Annotated in this window: 12 protein-coding genes and 1 pseudogene; 1 reads left to right on the forward strand and 12 read right to left on the reverse strand. The window is 60.0% G+C overall.

The features are described 5' to 3' along the window. Positions 1–20 precede the first annotated feature (20 nt). Positions 21–1,286 carry an urea ABC transporter substrate-binding protein gene (gene urtA / locus HBN61_RS00645; RefSeq protein ID WP_094992009.1) on the reverse strand — a complete coding sequence of 422 codons (1,266 nt, stop codon included), beginning with the start codon at positions 1,284–1,286 and terminating at the stop codon, positions 21–23. 350 nt (positions 1,287–1,636) lie between these two features. Between urtA and HBN61_RS00650 the strand changes: the two genes are divergently transcribed. Then, entirely contained in the window at positions 1,637–5,137 is a 3,501-nt protein-coding gene (locus HBN61_RS00650; RefSeq protein WP_170045966.1) for a DUF4329 domain-containing protein, read from the forward strand. Here the strand turns inward: HBN61_RS00650 and HBN61_RS00655 are convergent. From HBN61_RS00655 to HBN61_RS22530, 11 genes and pseudogenes are all read right to left on the reverse strand, one after another. Next, positions 5,134–6,144 (reverse strand): FecCD family ABC transporter permease, encoded by a 1,011-nt coding sequence (locus tag HBN61_RS00655; RefSeq protein ID WP_169963764.1) that lies wholly within the window; start codon positions 6,142–6,144, stop codon positions 5,134–5,136. The genes HBN61_RS00650 and HBN61_RS00655 overlap by 4 nt on opposite strands. Beyond that, a complete protein-coding gene (locus tag HBN61_RS00660; RefSeq protein WP_094992012.1) occupies positions 6,141–7,091 on the reverse strand; it encodes an ABC transporter substrate-binding protein in 951 nt (316 codons plus the stop codon). The genes HBN61_RS00655 and HBN61_RS00660 overlap by 4 nt, the downstream gene beginning before the upstream one ends. Next, positions 7,088–7,876, reverse strand: coding sequence for an ABC transporter ATP-binding protein (locus HBN61_RS00665; RefSeq protein WP_094992013.1), 789 nt, complete (start codon positions 7,874–7,876; stop codon positions 7,088–7,090). The genes HBN61_RS00660 and HBN61_RS00665 overlap by 4 nt, the downstream gene beginning before the upstream one ends. Positions 7,877–7,894: 18 nt before the next feature. Next, positions 7,895–10,021 carry a TonB-dependent receptor gene (locus tag HBN61_RS00670; protein WP_170045967.1) on the reverse strand — a complete coding sequence of 709 codons (2,127 nt, stop codon included), beginning with the start codon at positions 10,019–10,021 and terminating at the stop codon, positions 7,895–7,897. Positions 10,022–10,184: 163 nt separating this feature from the next. Continuing rightward, entirely contained in the window at positions 10,185–11,561 is a 1,377-nt protein-coding gene (locus HBN61_RS00675; protein WP_170045968.1) for a PepSY-associated TM helix domain-containing protein, read from the reverse strand. A gap of 92 nt (positions 11,562–11,653) precedes the next feature. Then, on the reverse strand, positions 11,654–13,744 hold the full coding sequence (locus tag HBN61_RS00680) for a TonB-dependent copper receptor (protein ID WP_170045969.1): 2,091 nt from the start codon (positions 13,742–13,744) through the stop codon (positions 11,654–11,656). 100 nt (positions 13,745–13,844) lie between these two features. Beyond that, positions 13,845–14,240 carry a DUF2946 domain-containing protein gene (locus HBN61_RS00685; RefSeq protein ID WP_346010206.1) on the reverse strand — a complete coding sequence of 132 codons (396 nt, stop codon included), beginning with the start codon at positions 14,238–14,240 and terminating at the stop codon, positions 13,845–13,847. 21 nt (positions 14,241–14,261) lie between these two features. Continuing rightward, a complete protein-coding gene (locus tag HBN61_RS00690) occupies positions 14,262–14,756 on the reverse strand; it encodes a copper chaperone PCu(A)C (RefSeq protein WP_524539057.1) in 495 nt (164 codons plus the stop codon). A gap of 48 nt (positions 14,757–14,804) precedes the next feature. Beyond that, complete coding sequence (locus HBN61_RS00695) at positions 14,805–15,203, reverse strand: DUF2946 domain-containing protein (RefSeq protein WP_169963773.1); 399 nt, start codon at positions 15,201–15,203, stop codon at positions 14,805–14,807. Positions 15,204–15,310: 107 nt separating this feature from the next. Continuing rightward, on the reverse strand, positions 15,311–15,601 hold the full coding sequence (locus HBN61_RS00700; RefSeq protein ID WP_170045970.1) for an addiction module antidote protein: 291 nt from the start codon (positions 15,599–15,601) through the stop codon (positions 15,311–15,313). A 3-nt stretch (positions 15,602–15,604) separates the two neighbouring features. Beyond that, positions 15,605–15,906 (reverse strand): annotated as a pseudogene (locus HBN61_RS22530) (type II toxin-antitoxin system RelE/ParE family toxin). Between the last annotated feature and the right edge of the window lie 20 nt (positions 15,907–15,926).

The following is a 15,926-nucleotide window of genomic DNA, read 5'->3' on the forward strand; positions in this document are numbered from 1 at the left end:
GGAGAGGGGCTTTATTGTGGTTAGTTACCTTTCACCGCGTGATCCGGCTTTTTATCGTTGCCCGGGATATAAGGGCTCCAGGGTTGGGCACGGATCGGGCCGTCGGTCTGCCAGACCACGCTGAACTGACCGTCGGGCTGGATTTCGCCAATCATCACGGGCTTGTGCAGGTGGTGGTTGGTCTTGTCCATGGTCAGTGTGTAACCCGACGGTGCCGCGAAGGTTTGTCCGGCCAGCGCCTCGCGCACCTTGTCCACGTCGGTCGATTTGGCCTGTTCCGCGGCTTGCGCCCACATGTGGATGCCGACGTAGGTGGCTTCCATCGGGTCGTTGGTCACGGCTTTGTCGGCGCCCGGCAGGTTGTGTTGCTTGGCATAGGCCTTCCAGTCAGCGACGAATTTCTGGTTGACCGGGTTCTCCACCGACTGGAAGTAGTTCCACGCGGCCAGGTTGCCCACCAGCGGCTTGGTGTCGATGCCACGCAGCTCTTCTTCGCCCACCGAGAAGGCAATCACCGGCACGTCGGTGGCCTTGATGCCCTGGTTGGCCAGCTCTTTATAGAACGGCACATTGGAGTCGCCGTTGACGGTGGAGATCACTGCGGTCTTGCCGCCGGCCGAGAATTTTTTGATGTTGGACACGATGGTCTGGTAATCGCTGTGGCCGAACGGGGTGTAAACCTCTTCGATGTCTTTGTCGGCCACGCCTTTTGAGTGCAGGAACGCGCGCAGGATTTTGTTGGTGGTGCGCGGGTACACGTAGTCGGTGCCCAGCAACACGAACCGTTGGGCGCTGCCGCCGTCTTCGCTCATCAGGTATTCAACGGCCGGGATGGCCTGCTGGTTGGGCGCGGCGCCGGTGTAGAACACGTTGGGTGACATTTCTTCACCTTCGTATTGCACCGGGTAGAACAGCAAACCGTTGAGTTCTTCAAACACCGGCAACACCGACTTGCGCGACACTGACGTCCAGCAGCCGAACACCACGGCGACCTTGTCCTGGGTCAGCAGCTGGCGACCTTTTTCAGCAAACAGGGGCCAGTTGGAGGCGGGGTCGACCACTACCGCTTCGAGCATTTTGCCGTTCACCCCGCCTTTGGCGTTGATCTCGTCAATGGTCATCAGCGCCATGTCTTTGAGCGAGGTCTCGGAGATCGCCATGGTGCCGGACAGCGAATGAAGAATGCCGACCTTGATGGTCTCGGCTGCGTGGACCGTCCAGCTCATGCCCATGGCTGCGATTGAGGCGGTAAGGGTGAAAGCTTTGATCAAGCTGCGACGCTTCATGGTGCGATCTCCAGAGTTCTGATGGTTGGCGAGCCAATACCTGCACTGCCAAGGGCTGTAGCAAGGGCTGTGCCGGATTGCTAAAGCCCTCTGAATAAGGGGGTTGCACACAAAGTGAGCCTTTTTTCGCACCACGACAGCGCCTGCAACCAACCCGCGTGCACGCCGATGCGCCGCCATGGTGCTTTGCCCGATGAAGGCGCGCAGGCAGTGAACCGCTGCCTGAAACAGAGCGTTTTGCAGGGACGCGCCATTTAAGTAATTAAATATGACCTGCGCACAGGGCCGCTCTTGATGATGGGAAGGCGCAACGGCGTTGCGCTCAACCATCTGATTCAAGGAGTGTGAAAGTGAGCCAGTTTTTTCACGAGCGCGTGGAGCGCGGTACAGCGGCCAAGACTGTGCCGCTGCCTGCGTTAAGCCCGCCGTTTGCTTACCCCGATGACGCGGCCCGATATGCCCACGAAATGATTGGTGACCGGCGTGAGGTGGAGTACGGCGGAGTCATCTTGCAGCGTCAGGACGGGTTGTTTCTGGCGACCTTGCCGGTTCAGGGCGAAAGCCGGATGTTCCAGCATGACCGGGTGCTCTCGACGGATGCGGACAATAATTTTCTGCACCCGCCGGGCTACACCTGCTACGCGTTTTATCATTCCCATCCCAATAACTACGAAGAGGTTAAAAGGTACTTTCCGAGTTGGTCGAAAGAGTCTGTTGAGACCTCGATGAATTTCTTTTCGCCGCCCGATGTGATCTTCACCGTCGGCATGCGAGGGTTTGCGCGGGCGGGCTATTTATCCGGGCTTAATGGTTCGCTGATCAAATACGTGCCCAGTGGGTCTGACGCGGAGCACGCCCTGGTGCAGGCCTATCAAAAAGGAATCATCAGGGCCAAGCGCCTGATCGAATATGTGCACGAGCTGTCAGCGGCGGGCGAACTGAGCGTTATTCAAACCAACGACATCTGGGGATGGAAAGTCGGAAAGGTGGGGGCCGATTTCAGCATTTACGTCCCTGCTGCCGGCATTGATGCGCCGAGCAAACGCGTGCAGCAACCTGCTTACAGCCCGGTTTTCACGACGCTACTGGAGGCCGTGAAATTCACCCGGTTGCGTCAGTATCAACAGCCTGAGCAACAATATGGCTACATCCTTAAATACCAGGATAAGGAGCAGTACCTGGCCACCGAGCCGGTAGTCGGTGCGCCAACTCCGTTCTCCCCTGAGGGTGTGTTTACCTTTAACGCAGCGGGTGCCGTGGTCATACCCAGAAATCTGGATGTGATTGCCCAGTATTACTGCGACAGCCTGTACCACGACCCGGCTCAGGTTCCGGCTCAACAGGCTCAGGTGTACAAGCGCTTTATCGAGCCCGGCGCGCTGGCGCACAGCCTGCGCCTGGCGCTGGCCCTGCGTTTTGATCGGCCAATACCGCCGTTGCCCTTGTACATCACAGTGCGTGATGGTGCATTGCTGACGTATCAACCCTCTTCGACGTTTGCCGAAGAACCCTACGTGCGCCTGCTCAGCGTGGCCGAAGGCGGCGGTCTGGCAATTAAGCGCGACCTGTTGAGCGGTCATGTCACGCCCACTGCCTATATCCGCGGGCTGGCGCAAATGGGCACCTTGCAGGTGGTGTACCACAGCGATGTCTGGGGGCAGCCGGGTCAGGTCAAGCCGGATTGGACGCCGTATGCGCGCCTGCGTCGCAGAGCCTTGAGCCCTTCATTTGTGACGGCGGAAGACGCCGCCCGTTATGTCCATCAGAAAATAAGGCGCTCAGCCCGGACAGACCGCATCTTTGGTGGGCTGATCTTCCGACGGCTCGACAAGCGATTTGTGGCGACCGAGCCTCTGGCAGGGCGCAACGAAACCTTCGACCCCTCGGGCATCATCCCCGGCGAACGCCTGGACCTGACACCGGCCGGCGCAAGCGTTGTGGCGTTCTATCATGCTCATCACGCGCAGCACTCGATGTTGTCAACGCCGGGCGTTGAGCAACAGCTGTACGCCAATATGTTTGAACCGCATGAGCTGTACGCCGCTATCCAGGACCGTGACTGGGCGGCGGCTCGCTTTTTGTCCACCCCGGACGGCGCGTTACTCAAATACGTGCCCAGTGGCTCTGATCGCGAAAAGAAGTTCCTTGTCCGGTTAGCACCGCCGGTGGCCAACCCGCAAAACGTGCGCCACAACACGCTGCAGCTCAAATTGCGCACCCATACGCTTAAGCCGACCGAGTACGTGGGGCAAGTGGTGCGAACCGGTGATCTGTACGTGATCGAGGGGAGTCCTTTATGGGGGCAACCTGCCAGGATCACCCCACAATGGAAGCCCTCGCCTGCACCCGTTTACGTTCAGCAGGCCACTGTGCAGCCAGCGTTAAGCCCTGTATTTACACAGTCCCGTGACGCGGCCCGGTATGCACATACCCACATGGGGGCACGCCACAAGCGCCAGTTTGGATTTATTTTGAAAAGCGTCCACAGCGACGAGTTTGTCGCGACGTTGCCGATGGAGGGCGGCGGGTTATTACTGGACCGCGTTTTTCCGCGTGAACACGCTGAGCGAAATAACACCCTGCCTTCGGGGTTCAAGCTTCATGCAGTCTATCTGGGTGCCCCGGCAACCTATTTTGCGACCCCCTGGGAAGTGAGAGAGGTGCGCAACCTCAATACGCTGTTGGGGTTTGTGACGCCAGACGACTTCGCGGACGGGTTGGGGCTGGTGAGTATGGTCAAGCAGCAGCGTGGCGCGTTTACGGGCGAGGTGCCGCTGTACCTGTCCACCAATGAAGGCGCGCTACTCAGGTATGTCCCGGTTAACCTGTGGCTGCAATTGACCTCCGGTCTGTTTCGCGACTGGGGCCGCCCGTTGCTGACCGACATACTGACCGGCGCATTGCATGTCACCAATTATGTCTATCAAGTGGCAGCCAGCGGTCAGCTTGATGTGTTGATCAAAAGCCCGCTCTGGAGCACCCCGGGGACCGTCACGGCCAGCTGGCTGCCTTACCGTAAACCGGTGACCATGCCGGTCGCGCAGACCCGGCGCTTTGCGTTGAGCCCTGTTTTCGCCCATGCCGACGATGCCGCCCGCTATGTCAACTCGAGCATTGCGCACCCCAACGCGTTAAATCTGGTCGCAGCCATATTGGGCACGTCTGACTACAACACCTTTGTCGCCATTGAACCCCTCACGGGCGGGGAGGTGGCCAATGCTCCGGAAACCCTGTTGTTCACCCACAAACACGTGGACGGCCAGTTGCACCCCCTACCGGTTTTTGCAGCGGGCTATACGCGCAAACACCTGGTGTTTTCTCGTGCGCCATCACTCCAGGCGTCCTACAGCAGGCTTGAGAACAACTTGCTCAACAACATGTTTTGGCCAGTGGATATTTGCTACGCCACCGACCTTTTAAAAACCTATGACAGCGACAACAGCTTTGCGACGATCTACCACTCGACCGATGATGGTGCGCTGTTGAAATACACGCGTGGCACGTCGGCGGCGACACAGCAGCTCTGCCAGCCGATCAGTGGATCGAACCTTACCTATGAGGGGTATTTCGCGGAGAACTATCAACCGGACCGCACCACTCGACGTTACGAGGAATACGTTCCACCGACGCTCAAACCCAGCGAGTTACTGACGCGTGTCCTTAATAGCGGAACGTTGAGTGTGGTGGTGATCAGCCCGACCTGGCCGCATAAGGGCGATGTCGCCCAGAGCCTCACCATCACCGGCCAAACCCAGCAAACACCGTTTGACTGGGACGATGCCAGCAAGCTGCAACAGGGCGCAGCGAGCACCCTGGAAATCCCGTCAGCGCCGTGGCACGACGAGCTTTAGCGTTTGCGCATCAACGCGATAAAGAACAGCCCGCCTATGGCTGCGGTGGCCACTCCGATGGGCAAGTCTTCCGGGGCGATCAAGGTGCGAGCGGCCACATCGACCCACACCAGAAACACGCTGCCCAGCAAGGCTGACACCGGCAGCAGGCGTCGGTGTTCTGCGCCGATCAAACGGCGTGCGATGTGCGGGATCATCAAGCCAACAAAGCCGATCGAACCGCTGATGGCCACCAGTACACCGGTCATCAGCGAAGCAATCAGAAAGACCCGCAGTCGCACATTGCGGGCATTGAGGCCGAGGGTGACGGCGGTTTGTTCACCGGCCATCAAAGCATTCAGCGGACGGGCCATTCCCAGCAGCAAAACCAGCCCCAGCAAGACGCTGGCGCTGGGAATGGCCAGCAGTTCCCAGCGCGCCAGCCCCAAGCCGCCGAGCATCCAGAACAGTACGGCGGAACTGGCGCGATGATCGCCCAAAAACAGCAGTGTATTGGCCACGGCCATCATCACAAACGATACCGCCACGCCGCATAACAGCAGGCGATCGCTGTCCAGTCGCCCGTGGCGGCTAGCGATGGCCAGTACCAGCAGCATGCTGAGCAAGGCGCCAATAAAGGCTGCGATGGGCAGGGTCAGCAAACCGACGATCTCGCCCACGTGCAACACCACGATCACGGCGCCTAGCGTAGCGCCGCTGGTGACGCCCAGCAGGTGCGGGTCAGCCAGCGGATTACGCGTCACGGCTTGCAACACGGTGCCGATCAAGGCCAGCCCGGCACCGACCAGCGCTCCCAGCAACATGCGCGGGACGCGAATCAACCACACGATGTGCGCTTGCCCCGCCGTCCAGCTCACGTCACCGATACCGAACAGTTTGTTCAGCAGGATGTGCCACACCACCTCCACCGGAACCCGCGCCGGGCCAAAGCCCAGCGACACGACACACGACACCAGCAACAGGGCACCGAGGCTGGTCAGCAGCAGTGCGTAACGACCCGTCATCATTGCGGATGAAAGCCTTTGGCAAGCGTCTCGATCGCCAGCACGTTGTCGATACCCGGCGTGGCTTGCACGTACGGAATGACGATGAAGCGTTTGTGACGAATCGCGTCCACTGATTGCAGCGCAGGGTGGGTTTGCAGGAAGTGCTGTTTCTGCTCCGCAGTGACTTCGCTGTAATCCACAATCACGATCACTTCTGGATTGCGTTCGACCACGGTTTCCCAATTGATGCGGGTCCAGCTGGCGTCGATGTCGCTGAGGATGTCGTTACCGCCCGCCGCTTCAATCAACGCATGGGGGATGCCCAGACGGCCGCTGGTCATGGCGCGGTCTTCGCCGCTGTCGTACAGAAATACCCGCGGCTTTGAGGCCGGCAAGGCTTTCTGAACGTCAGCAATTGTTTGCTGCATGTGTGCAATCAACTCGTTGGCGCGGTCTTGCACGTCGAAAATTTTGCCGAGGTTGCGCAGGTCGTTGTAAGTGTCCTCCATGCTGGCTGCCGGGCGTTTCATTACAAACGCGCAGGACTCAGTCAGTTCGTAGACATTGATGCCCAGCGGCGTGAGGGTGTGCGGTGTCAGGTCTCCGCCGACGCGCATGCCGTAGTCCCAGCCGGCGAAAAAGAAATCCACATTGGCATTGAGCAGTGTTTCCACGGAGGGGTACTTGCTCGCCAGTTCCGGCAGGCCCTCAAGAATCACCTTCATCTGGGGAGTGACAGCCTTCCAGCCACTGATGCCGCTGTAGCCGGCCATGTGCGGTTTGAGGCCCAGCGCGAGCATCATTTGGGTCATGTTGATGTCATGGCTGACCGCGTGTTTGGGGGCTTCATTGAAGGTCACGTCGCGGTTGCAGCTTTTGACCGTTAACGGGTAATGCGTGGCTTCGGCCTGGGCCAGCTGGGCGGCACACATAACGCTCAAGCAGAGCATGAGGCGGATCAGGTTCATGGTTGGGTTATCCAGGTAATGCGCGGGTAGCCGGACAGGGGATGGTCATCGATCAGGGCTTCGACGCCAAACACAGCGCGTAACATATCAACCGTCAGCACTTCGCGAGGTGTGCCGCTGGCCACGATCCGGCCATGGTTAATCACATACAGGCGGTCACAAAACGCGGCAGCCAGGTTCAGGTCGTGAATGCTGGCGAGGGTGCCGATGTTCAGGCGTTTGACCAATTGCAGCAGCTCGAGCTGATAACGCGGGTCGAGGTGATTGGTCGGTTCGTCGAGGATCAACAGGTCCGGTTGCTGGGTCAAGGCGCGGGCCAGAATCACGCGCTGTTTTTCACCGCCCGACAGGGTGGCAAACGCGTGGTCTTCAAAACCGTGCAAGCCCACGGACGCGAGGGCATTTTGCGCCAACTGGCGATCGGCTTCCGTGTCGCCGTCAAACAGTCCTTTATGCGGGGTGCGGCCCATGGCGACCACTTCATCGACCGTCAGGCCGAAGGCATCCGGGAACTCTTGCAACACCACGGCGATGCGTTGCGCGCACCAACGGGGGGATTGTTGCCAAAGGTTGTGCTGCTCCAGATGAACCGTGCCCGCCTCGGGTTTGCTGAACCGGTAGGCGCAACGCAGCAGGCTGGTCTTGCCGCTGCCGTTGGGCCCGATCAGGCCCACGAACTCGCCTGCAGCCACGTGCAGGTTGGCGTCACGCAGATGAAACTGGTGATGGCAGTGGCCGTGACCCAGAGGTGACCAGGCAAGTTGCGTGAGGGTGAGGCGAGGCATAAGGGTCCAGGTTAAACGTTAAAAGGCGTAATCGGCCGTTACAAAGAACGAGCGCGGCTCGCCCATGAGCCATTGCTGGCCGCCATTGTATTGGGTTACGGCGTACTGGCGATTAAACAAATTGTTCAGGCGCAACCCCAGGGTGGTATTGGGCAGGGCATTCCAGCTCACAGTGGCGTCTACCACGGTGTAGCTCGGCAGTTCGACAGTGTTGGCCGTGTCGGCATAACGCGCATCTACATAACGCACACCGGCGCCTGCGTTCACATCGTCGGTGATGAACGTGCTCAACCACAGGTTGGCGGTGCGACGCGGTACGTCGGTGGGGCGATTGCCTTTGCGCGAGACGCCGTCGTCGTTGAAGTTGTCGTATTCAGCCCGCACGATCGAGGCGTTGGCTTGCAGGGCCCAGCGGTTCGGCAGCTGCAGGTCGAGGCTAGCCTCCAGGCCGTTTGACGATTGTTCACCCACTTGCAGGGTGCGAGTGAAATCACTGGGGTCGGTGGTCAGTAAATCCTTTTTGACGATGTGATAAGCCGCCAGCGTCCACTCGCCGCGCTGCTCCCAGAACATCTGTTTGAAGCCGACTTCAGTCTGGCGCGCATGGGCCAGGCCGAAATTTTGCTGACGTTGGCTCAAGCTGATCAACCCCCCCACGCCATCGACACTGGTGGCCTGTTGAGCATAGATCGACATGTCCGGCGTCAATTCGTACACCAGCCCGACTTTCCAGCTGTTGGCCGACAGGCCACGGTCGCTGCGGGTGGTGACGCCGCTTTCGGCGAAGTCATCGCGATCCAGGCGCACGATGTCGCGGCGTACGCCAGTGACCAGCGACAGTTGATCGGTCAACGTAGTGCGATTTTCTGCGAACAGCGCAACCTGCCGGGTCGTGGTGGTGAATTGATCGCGGTACGGGGATGCGCTCTCGAACTGGCCACGGTCCGGGTGGTACACGTCGACAGGTTGACCGCCCGGTGCGACATCGTTGTAGGGCGCATTGCTGTGCAGGTTGAAGTGGATGCGGTTGTACTCCATGCCCACCAGGGTTTTGCTTTTCAGGCCGAACAGGTCGTGATTCAGGGTGAAGGTCTGACGGTCGCCAAACTGCTCCTGATGGTGCTTGATGCTGAAAAAGCCACTGCGCAACAGGCTTTGGCTGCCCTCATCCCAGGCATGGTTTTCGGCGTTCTGCCAGCGCCGCTGGGCTTTCAGGTAATACAGTTCGTTGCTGGCGCTCAGGGTGTCGCTGATCTGCCATTCGGTGTTCAGGCGCGTCCACTGGTCGTTGTAGTGCAGTTTGGCGTCGCGCACGTTGTAATTTTTGTCGCGCAGACTCTTGTAGTAGCGGCCGTTGATCAACGGCACGCCAAAGTCGTTCTGCGGTTGCTGGTCGCCGTAGTCGTGGCTCAGGGTGAAGGTCAGGTCGTCAGTGGCCTGCCAGCGCAGGGCAGCGCTGATGAAGGTGTTTTCTGAATCGCCATGGTCGATCCAGCCGTTGCTTTGGGTGTGGTTGAGGTTCAGTCGGTAGCTTAGGGTGTCGGTCAGTGAGCCGCCGCTGTCCAGCGCTTGTTGTCGGGTGTCATACGAGCCGTAGCCGAGGCGCACGTGGTTTTCGATGTCACCCATGAACGGCTTTTTCGGGATCACGTTGATCACCGCGCCTGTCGCGCCCTCGCCGTACAGTACTGAGGCCGGGCCGCGCAGCACGTCGATACGCTCCACCGACCAATCGTCCACCGGAAAGGTCACAGTGCCTGCGCCGCTGTAGAGGCGCACGCCGTCATACAGCTGCATGACCGAGCCTTCACCCACGAAGCCACGGGCCGAGTACGCAGAGCCGCCGTTACCCGGTGTGCCCGTGTTGCTGATGCCGGTGGTGCGGGTCACGGCGTTCTGAACGCTGCGATCGCCACGCGCGCGGATCTGCGCGTCGGTCAGGTTTTCGACACTGGCCGGGGTTTCGAGGCTGCTGAGGTTCAGGCGCGAGCCTGCGCGGGTGGCAGTCTTAAGGTCGATGTGAGTGTTATCGACTTCAGGGGCCGTGATGGTCGCGGCGGGCAGCATCAAGGACGGTGCGGTGTCGTCCGCCTGCGCAGGGTTGACGGTCAGCAGGCAAAGGCTGGAGAACAGGTACTTATTCATCGGGGCAATGAGTCGCTTTTTTAAAGGGATGCCCGCTGCCTCCTGGCGGCGGGTGATGAAGCGTCAATGAAGCAGTTACACATAACAGGCTTATCGGACTTTTTTGTCAGCGCGCCATTATCCCTGAGTCTCTAGCCGGCACCTCTCGAACCATTCACGTTGGTCATGAGTGCTGTTCACGTTGTTGTTTGGCGCGGATCCGCAACAGCACCCGATCGAGTACCCAGACGGCAAGCAATGAAACGCCCACCAGCGGAAACAGCACCGCCAGCCCAAGCATGATCAGCACACCGGTTTTCCATGTTGGCAGTGCATGGCGCAGCGGCGGTACGCCCAGGCTGCCTTGCGGGCGGCGTTTCCACCAGATCACCAGGCCACTGATCGAACTGAGCAAAATCATCAGGCACACCAGCAGGATTGCGATCTGATTCAGCGAGCCAAAGAGTTTGCCTTCGTGCAGCATCACGCCCATTTCGGTGGCACGGGCGACGTTGCTGTAATGCTGCCAGCGCACGTCGGCCAGCACTTCGCCGGTGTATTGATCGACATGCAAGGTGGCATCGTCACGCGGGTCGTCGGCGAAGATTGCGACGGTGAAGACACCTTCTGCGGTGGTCGGCAACGTGATGCTGTAACCGGGTTCGACGTTGCGGCGGGTCGCGGTGTCGACCACGTGCTGCAAGGTGATGGTCAGCGCCGCAGGGCCGCTGGAATGAGCACCGTGGCCCATGTGCTCGGCGTGGGCGCCCGAGACGGGCATTGGGGTGTTTTCCATCGCCCAGGGCACGGTTTGGCGGGTTGCCGTGTTGAGGCTGCGCGCTTCTGTGTCGGACGTGGGCACGTTGTTCCACATGGCGGCCGGGAACTGATTCCACAGGTCGGCGTACTGCTTGCCCCAGAAACCGGTCCAGGTCATGCCGCTGATCAACATAAACAACAACAATGCTGCGCCCCAGAATCCGGTGACGGCGTGCAGGTCGCGCCACAGCACGCGCCCGCGACGGGTCAAACGTGGCCATAGCACGCCTGCGGCCGATTGCCCGCGCGGCCACCACAGGTACAGCCCGGAAATCACCAGCACCACGCCCCAGCCTGCGGCCAGCTCTATCAAGCGGTCGCCCAGGGTGCCGATCATCAGTTCGCCATGCAGCGCCCGCGCCACGGCTTGCAGGTTGAGCTTGGCATCCTGCTCGCCCAGCACCTCGCCGTTGTAGGGGTTGATAAACACATTCAGCTCGCGTCCGCCGCTATGGATGACGAATTGGCCGCTGCGCTGCGGGTTGATCGGGGGCAGGTACTGGCTGATATGCCCCTGTGGATAAGTGGCCTGAACGCGGGTGAGTTGTTCGTCGGCGCTGAGGCTGTGATGGCCCGGGGTGACGTTGATCAAGTGGTCGTAGAGCAAAGGGTCGAGCTGGGGCTTGAACAGGTAAATGATCCCGGTCAGGGCTAACAGGATCATGAACGGGGCGACAAACAGCCCGGCGTAGAAATGCCACCGCCAGGCCAGGTTGTAAAAAGAAGGAGTGGGTTGGCTCATGTGAGCGGCTCCGCAAGGTAAATAGTATTAATGACGCCTGCCCCCATCCCTCTTCCGGTTGGAGAGGGACGGGGGGCAGGCAACGCGGCTGTTTAGAAACTCACATCAATCTTTGTCCACAACGTGCGGCCAGGTTCGTTGATCGGCGTCGGGTCGGTCGCCGGGTAGCCGTATCCTGCGTTACCGGCCATGTTCAGGTGCTCGCTGTAGTTTTTGTCCAGCAGGTTGTCGACCCCGGCGCTGACTTTCAGGTTTTTGTTGATGCGGTAGGCGCCGTTGAGCGAGAACACGCCAAAGCCTGCGCTTTTGTCGTAATCCTTGCCCACCACGTTACCGGCGTTGCGATCGATCCGGTCCTGCCGGGCCACCACGCGCCACAAGGCACCGGCGCTCCAGTCGTCTTCGCTGTAGGTCAGGCCGAGGCGGGTGTCTAGCGGTGGCATTTGTGGCAGTGCCTTGCCGTCCGTGGTGTTTTTGCCCCAGGCATACGCCAGGGTGGCGTCGGCTTTCCAGTTGGAGGTCAACTGATACGCAGCCCCCAGTTCACCGCCCATGACCCGTGCGTTGACATTCTGTGCCTGGGAAGAACCCTTGGCGTAATCGAACAGGATGTAATCGCGAATCTCCCCGGCGTAGACCGAGGCCCAGGCTTCGAGGCGCTCGGTTTTGTATTGCAGTCCCATGTCGAGCTGGGTGGTCTTTTCGGGTTTGATGGCGTCGAACGCATTCACCGAGCCCGCGGGGCCTGAGGTGGGTGAAAACAGTTCCCAGTAATCCGGGAAACGCTGTGCGTGGCCCAAGCCGGCGTAGACGGTGGCCGGGCTGTCAGCGAGGTCATGTTCATAGCGCACAAAGCCGCTGGGCAGGGTGTCGGCGCGGGTTTTATCGAGTGTCGGGTTGGGCTTGCTCATCATTCCCGAGCCAATACGGGCGCGGAAATCCTTGGCGGACGCGCGGTCAAGGCGGGCGCCGGTAATGACGCGGTCGCGGTCAGCGGCGTACCAGGTCAATTCGCCAAAGGCCCCGTAGTTGTGGAAATCGGCATCCTTGCTCCAGTTCTGGTCCTTGTAGGTGTCGATGCCCATTCCCATGCGTTTACGGTGTTCGTTGGTCTGTGCATCGATGCCGCTGATCAACTGCAAATCTGCCCAGTGCCAGGTGGCCTTGATGCGTGCACCCAGGGTTCGGCGGTCGACGTTGGAGGCCATGGGCCCAGCCATCATGCCGGTGCCGGATGGGGTGCGCAGGGTGTAGTTGTCCATCACGTGGTCGGCGTAGTTGTAGTAAACCTGCGCTTCGACCTTGTCGAGCACTTCCCCGATGTTGGACTTCTCAAAGCGCAGGCCCAGGCTTTCGCGTTTGTACTGGCTACCGTCCATCCCGCGGCCGGCCGAACGGGCTTCGCCGTCGCCCTTGCCGGCGGTGAGCTCCAGCAGCGTGTCGGCGTCAGGGGTCCAGCCGAGGGCAACATCGCCGTTCCATTTGTCATAACGCGACGGCACCGTGTCGCCGTTGCCGTCCTTGTAATCGTCGGCGTGCGCGGTATTGCCGATCACGCGCACATAGCCCAACGGGCCACCGGCAGCGGCATCGATGGTTTTGTCGAAGCGGCCGTTTGAACCCGCTAGCAGACTGGCATTTACCCGCGTACCCAGTTCACCGAAATGTTCGGGTTGGCGATCAAACAGGATGGTGCCCGCCGAGGCGCCCGGCCCCCAGAGCACGGTTTGCGGGCCTTTGATGACCGTGAGTTGATCGTAGGTTTCCGGCGAAATGTAGGACGTCGGGGCGTCCATGCGGCCCGGACAGGCGCCGAGCATCACGCCGCCGTTGGTGAGGATGTTCAGGCGTGAGCCGAACATGCCCCGCAGCACCGGATCACCGTTGGTGCCGCCGTTGCGGATCAGGGCGAACCCGGGGATGGTTTTGAGGTAATCACCGCCATCGCTGGCGGGCACCGGCTGGCGCGGGTCTTTAGGGTTGGTGACGATGGTCAGCGGGGAGCTGGGTGCTACGGCCGTGACCACGGTCGGGCTGAGTTCACGCACGTGTCCGGCGTGCTCATCCACCGGGGCGGCCGCCTGCGCCAACGGCGCGAACAATGCGCAGCACAGCGCGCTCAGGGCAAAGGGGAAAACCGTCTGTGCTTGGGACAAACGGGAGACAGCAGTAAAACGGGACATAAACATTCCAATATTCAAGCGAGTACAACACGGCCACGCGCCTGCGGCTGTCTTGAGCAGCGCATACAGACGGGCCTGGGTGAGGTTGTTGTGTCGGTGACTAAAGGAAGGCGGGCGGGGCGCGTGAGCGGGCCCCGGGGAAGACCGGTTGCCGGGCATGGCCCAGCCGGGGGTTGGACGCCAGGTAGCGTTTGGGCGCAGGCGCATCGAACAGGTTCAGGCCGATACTGCCCGGCAGCGCAGGGCAACTGAACAGCAGCGTGCAATAGCCGCACTTTTCCCACATTGCGTGATGGTCAGCAGCCGGTTGTTGATGCTCCGCGTGCTCGCTGTGCGCCGCCATCCGCATGTCCATTGGCATCGGCATGGAGGCGTGATGATCCATCGGCATCGCCTGGGAGATCAGCGGGCCGATGAAAATCATCAACATGGCAAACAGGCTCAACCAACTGCCGCGTGTCTGCGACGTGGATGGCCTGGCGCGAAGGGCGCGCACGGGGCTCAAAGACCTTTGCGGTTAGTGGGCGTGCGGGGTGCCTTGGCTGGCGCCGGGAGCCTGCTTTTGCACGTTCACGTCGACCAGTACGTCGCCTGCCTTTTCAAAGTGCAGGGTCAGGGGGAAGCGCTTTCCGTCTCGCAGCAGGTTGCGGTCTTTGGGGTTGAACAGCATCACGTGGTACGCCATGGGGGCAAACGTGACAGTGCCCCCTGCCGGGATATCGACCGCGGGGACGTGCTGCATTTTCATCAGGTCGCCCTGCATGACGTGTTCGTGAATCTCGGCTTTTTCCGCAATCGGGGTGTCTGCGCTCAACAAGCGATCGGCGGTGTCGCCGGTGTTCTTGATGATGAAATACGCCGCCACGGTAGGCGCATTGGGAGGCAGCTCCTGAGACCACGGGTGAGCGATCTCCAGCGCGCCCACGGTGTATTGGTGGGCGTTGGCGAAACAGGCAGGCAACATCAGCGCCGCCGCAATCAGGGCGTGCTTGACCAGTGACAGGTTCAACATGGTAATTCTCCGAAGTGATTCAAAGCGCAAAAGGGTTGCGAGGATGAATCACGCCAGAGGCGAAGCGCGGGGGTTGAGGCTCGGCCATTGCTGGCGCGGGGTGGGGCGTTTCAGGTGATCCGGCACTTGGCTATGCCCGTGCTCGATGGCCGCGAAATAGAGCGTCGGGACATGGGACGGCAAGGCCACCAGCGGCGCCGAACCCGAGCAGCACCAGCAGTGCTGCATGGTCGAATGATCGTCGTTCTGGCTGTCGCCCGCATCAACCTTGCCCAGCGACACAGCCACCATTTTGGTGCCGGTTGAGGTGCAAAAGCTGCTCCACATGAACTGCTCGGAGGGCGCCTGACGGGCACCGCTCATCGCGCCTGCCGTCGACATGGCGAGCATGTTGAACAGCACTGCGAAGCAGGCGATCCAGGCAAATGCAAACCGTTGTCGAGACATGACGAATTCCGTGAGTGGAGCGATCAAGGGCGCTATTTAGCCTGAATGATCGGCGTAAGTAAAAAGGCCAGGTGCGGCGAAGTGTCGCCCGGCATTGCTGGCGAACCTCAGGCCGCGCTTGCGTGGAGTTTAAGCCCAAGCGCTTTCATGACTTTCATGATTGTCGCGAACTCTGGGTTACCGCTGCTTCCAAGGGCTTTGTAGAGGCTCTCGCGGCCTAATCCAGTGTCCCGAGAGATCTGACTCATGCCTTGGGCGCGGGCAATATCGCTAAGGGCAGCACGAATCAGACTGCCGTCACCCGGATCTTCATCGAAACAGGCATCAAGGAATGCAGCCATTTCTGAAGGGTTTTTCACGTAGTCGGCAGTATCGAAACGGATAAATTGTTCGGTCATTGTTCAGTCCTCACAACTCAATGTTTTGGCTATATGTTGTGCGCGTTTTATGTCTCGCACCTGGGTTTTTTTGTCGCCGCCAATGAGCAACAGGTAAATGACTTCTCCCTTGCGGGTGCAGTAAACCCGATAGCCTGCCCGCAATGAATGCGCATTTCGTACACACGATCTCCTACAGGTTCACAGTCAACGAAATGCCCTAATCCTGCGGCTCTAATGCGTGCCAGAATGCGTGCTTGCCCACTCTTGTCTTTTAATGAGCTTAGCCATTTTGCGAATTCAAGGGGTTGCTCGAGATTGATCATGGAGCGAATCGTATCCCTCG

Source organism: Pseudomonas sp. WS 5071 (assembly GCF_012985765.1).
GTDB classification, from domain to species: domain Bacteria; phylum Pseudomonadota; class Gammaproteobacteria; order Pseudomonadales; family Pseudomonadaceae; genus Aquipseudomonas; species Aquipseudomonas lundensis_A.

Coding starts and splice junctions, on each gene's coding strand:
- urtA (WP_094992009.1), bottom strand. CDS start 1,286: ATGAAGCGTCGCAGCTTGATCAAAGCTTTCACCCTTACCGCCTCAATC.
- HBN61_RS00660 (WP_094992012.1), bottom strand. CDS start 7,091: ATGAACCTGATCCGCCTCATGCTCTGCTTGAGCGTTATGTGTGCCGCC.
- HBN61_RS00680 (WP_170045969.1), bottom strand. CDS start 13,744: ATGTCCCGTTTTACTGCTGTCTCCCGTTTGTCCCAAGCACAGACGGTT.
- HBN61_RS00655 (WP_169963764.1), bottom strand. CDS start 6,144: ATGATGACGGGTCGTTACGCACTGCTGCTGACCAGCCTCGGTGCCCTG.
- HBN61_RS00700 (WP_170045970.1), bottom strand. CDS start 15,601: ATGACCGAACAATTTATCCGTTTCGATACTGCCGACTACGTGAAAAAC.
- HBN61_RS00690 (WP_524539057.1), bottom strand. CDS start 14,756: ATGTTGAACCTGTCACTGGTCAAGCACGCCCTGATTGCGGCGGCGCTG.
- HBN61_RS00665 (WP_094992013.1), bottom strand. CDS start 7,876: ATGCCTCGCCTCACCCTCACGCAACTTGCCTGGTCACCTCTGGGTCAC.
- HBN61_RS00675 (WP_170045968.1), bottom strand. CDS start 11,561: ATGAGCCAACCCACTCCTTCTTTTTACAACCTGGCCTGGCGGTGGCAT.
- HBN61_RS00670 (WP_170045967.1), bottom strand. CDS start 10,021: ATGAATAAGTACCTGTTCTCCAGCCTTTGCCTGCTGACCGTCAACCCT.
- HBN61_RS00695 (WP_169963773.1), bottom strand. CDS start 15,203: ATGTCTCGACAACGGTTTGCATTTGCCTGGATCGCCTGCTTCGCAGTG.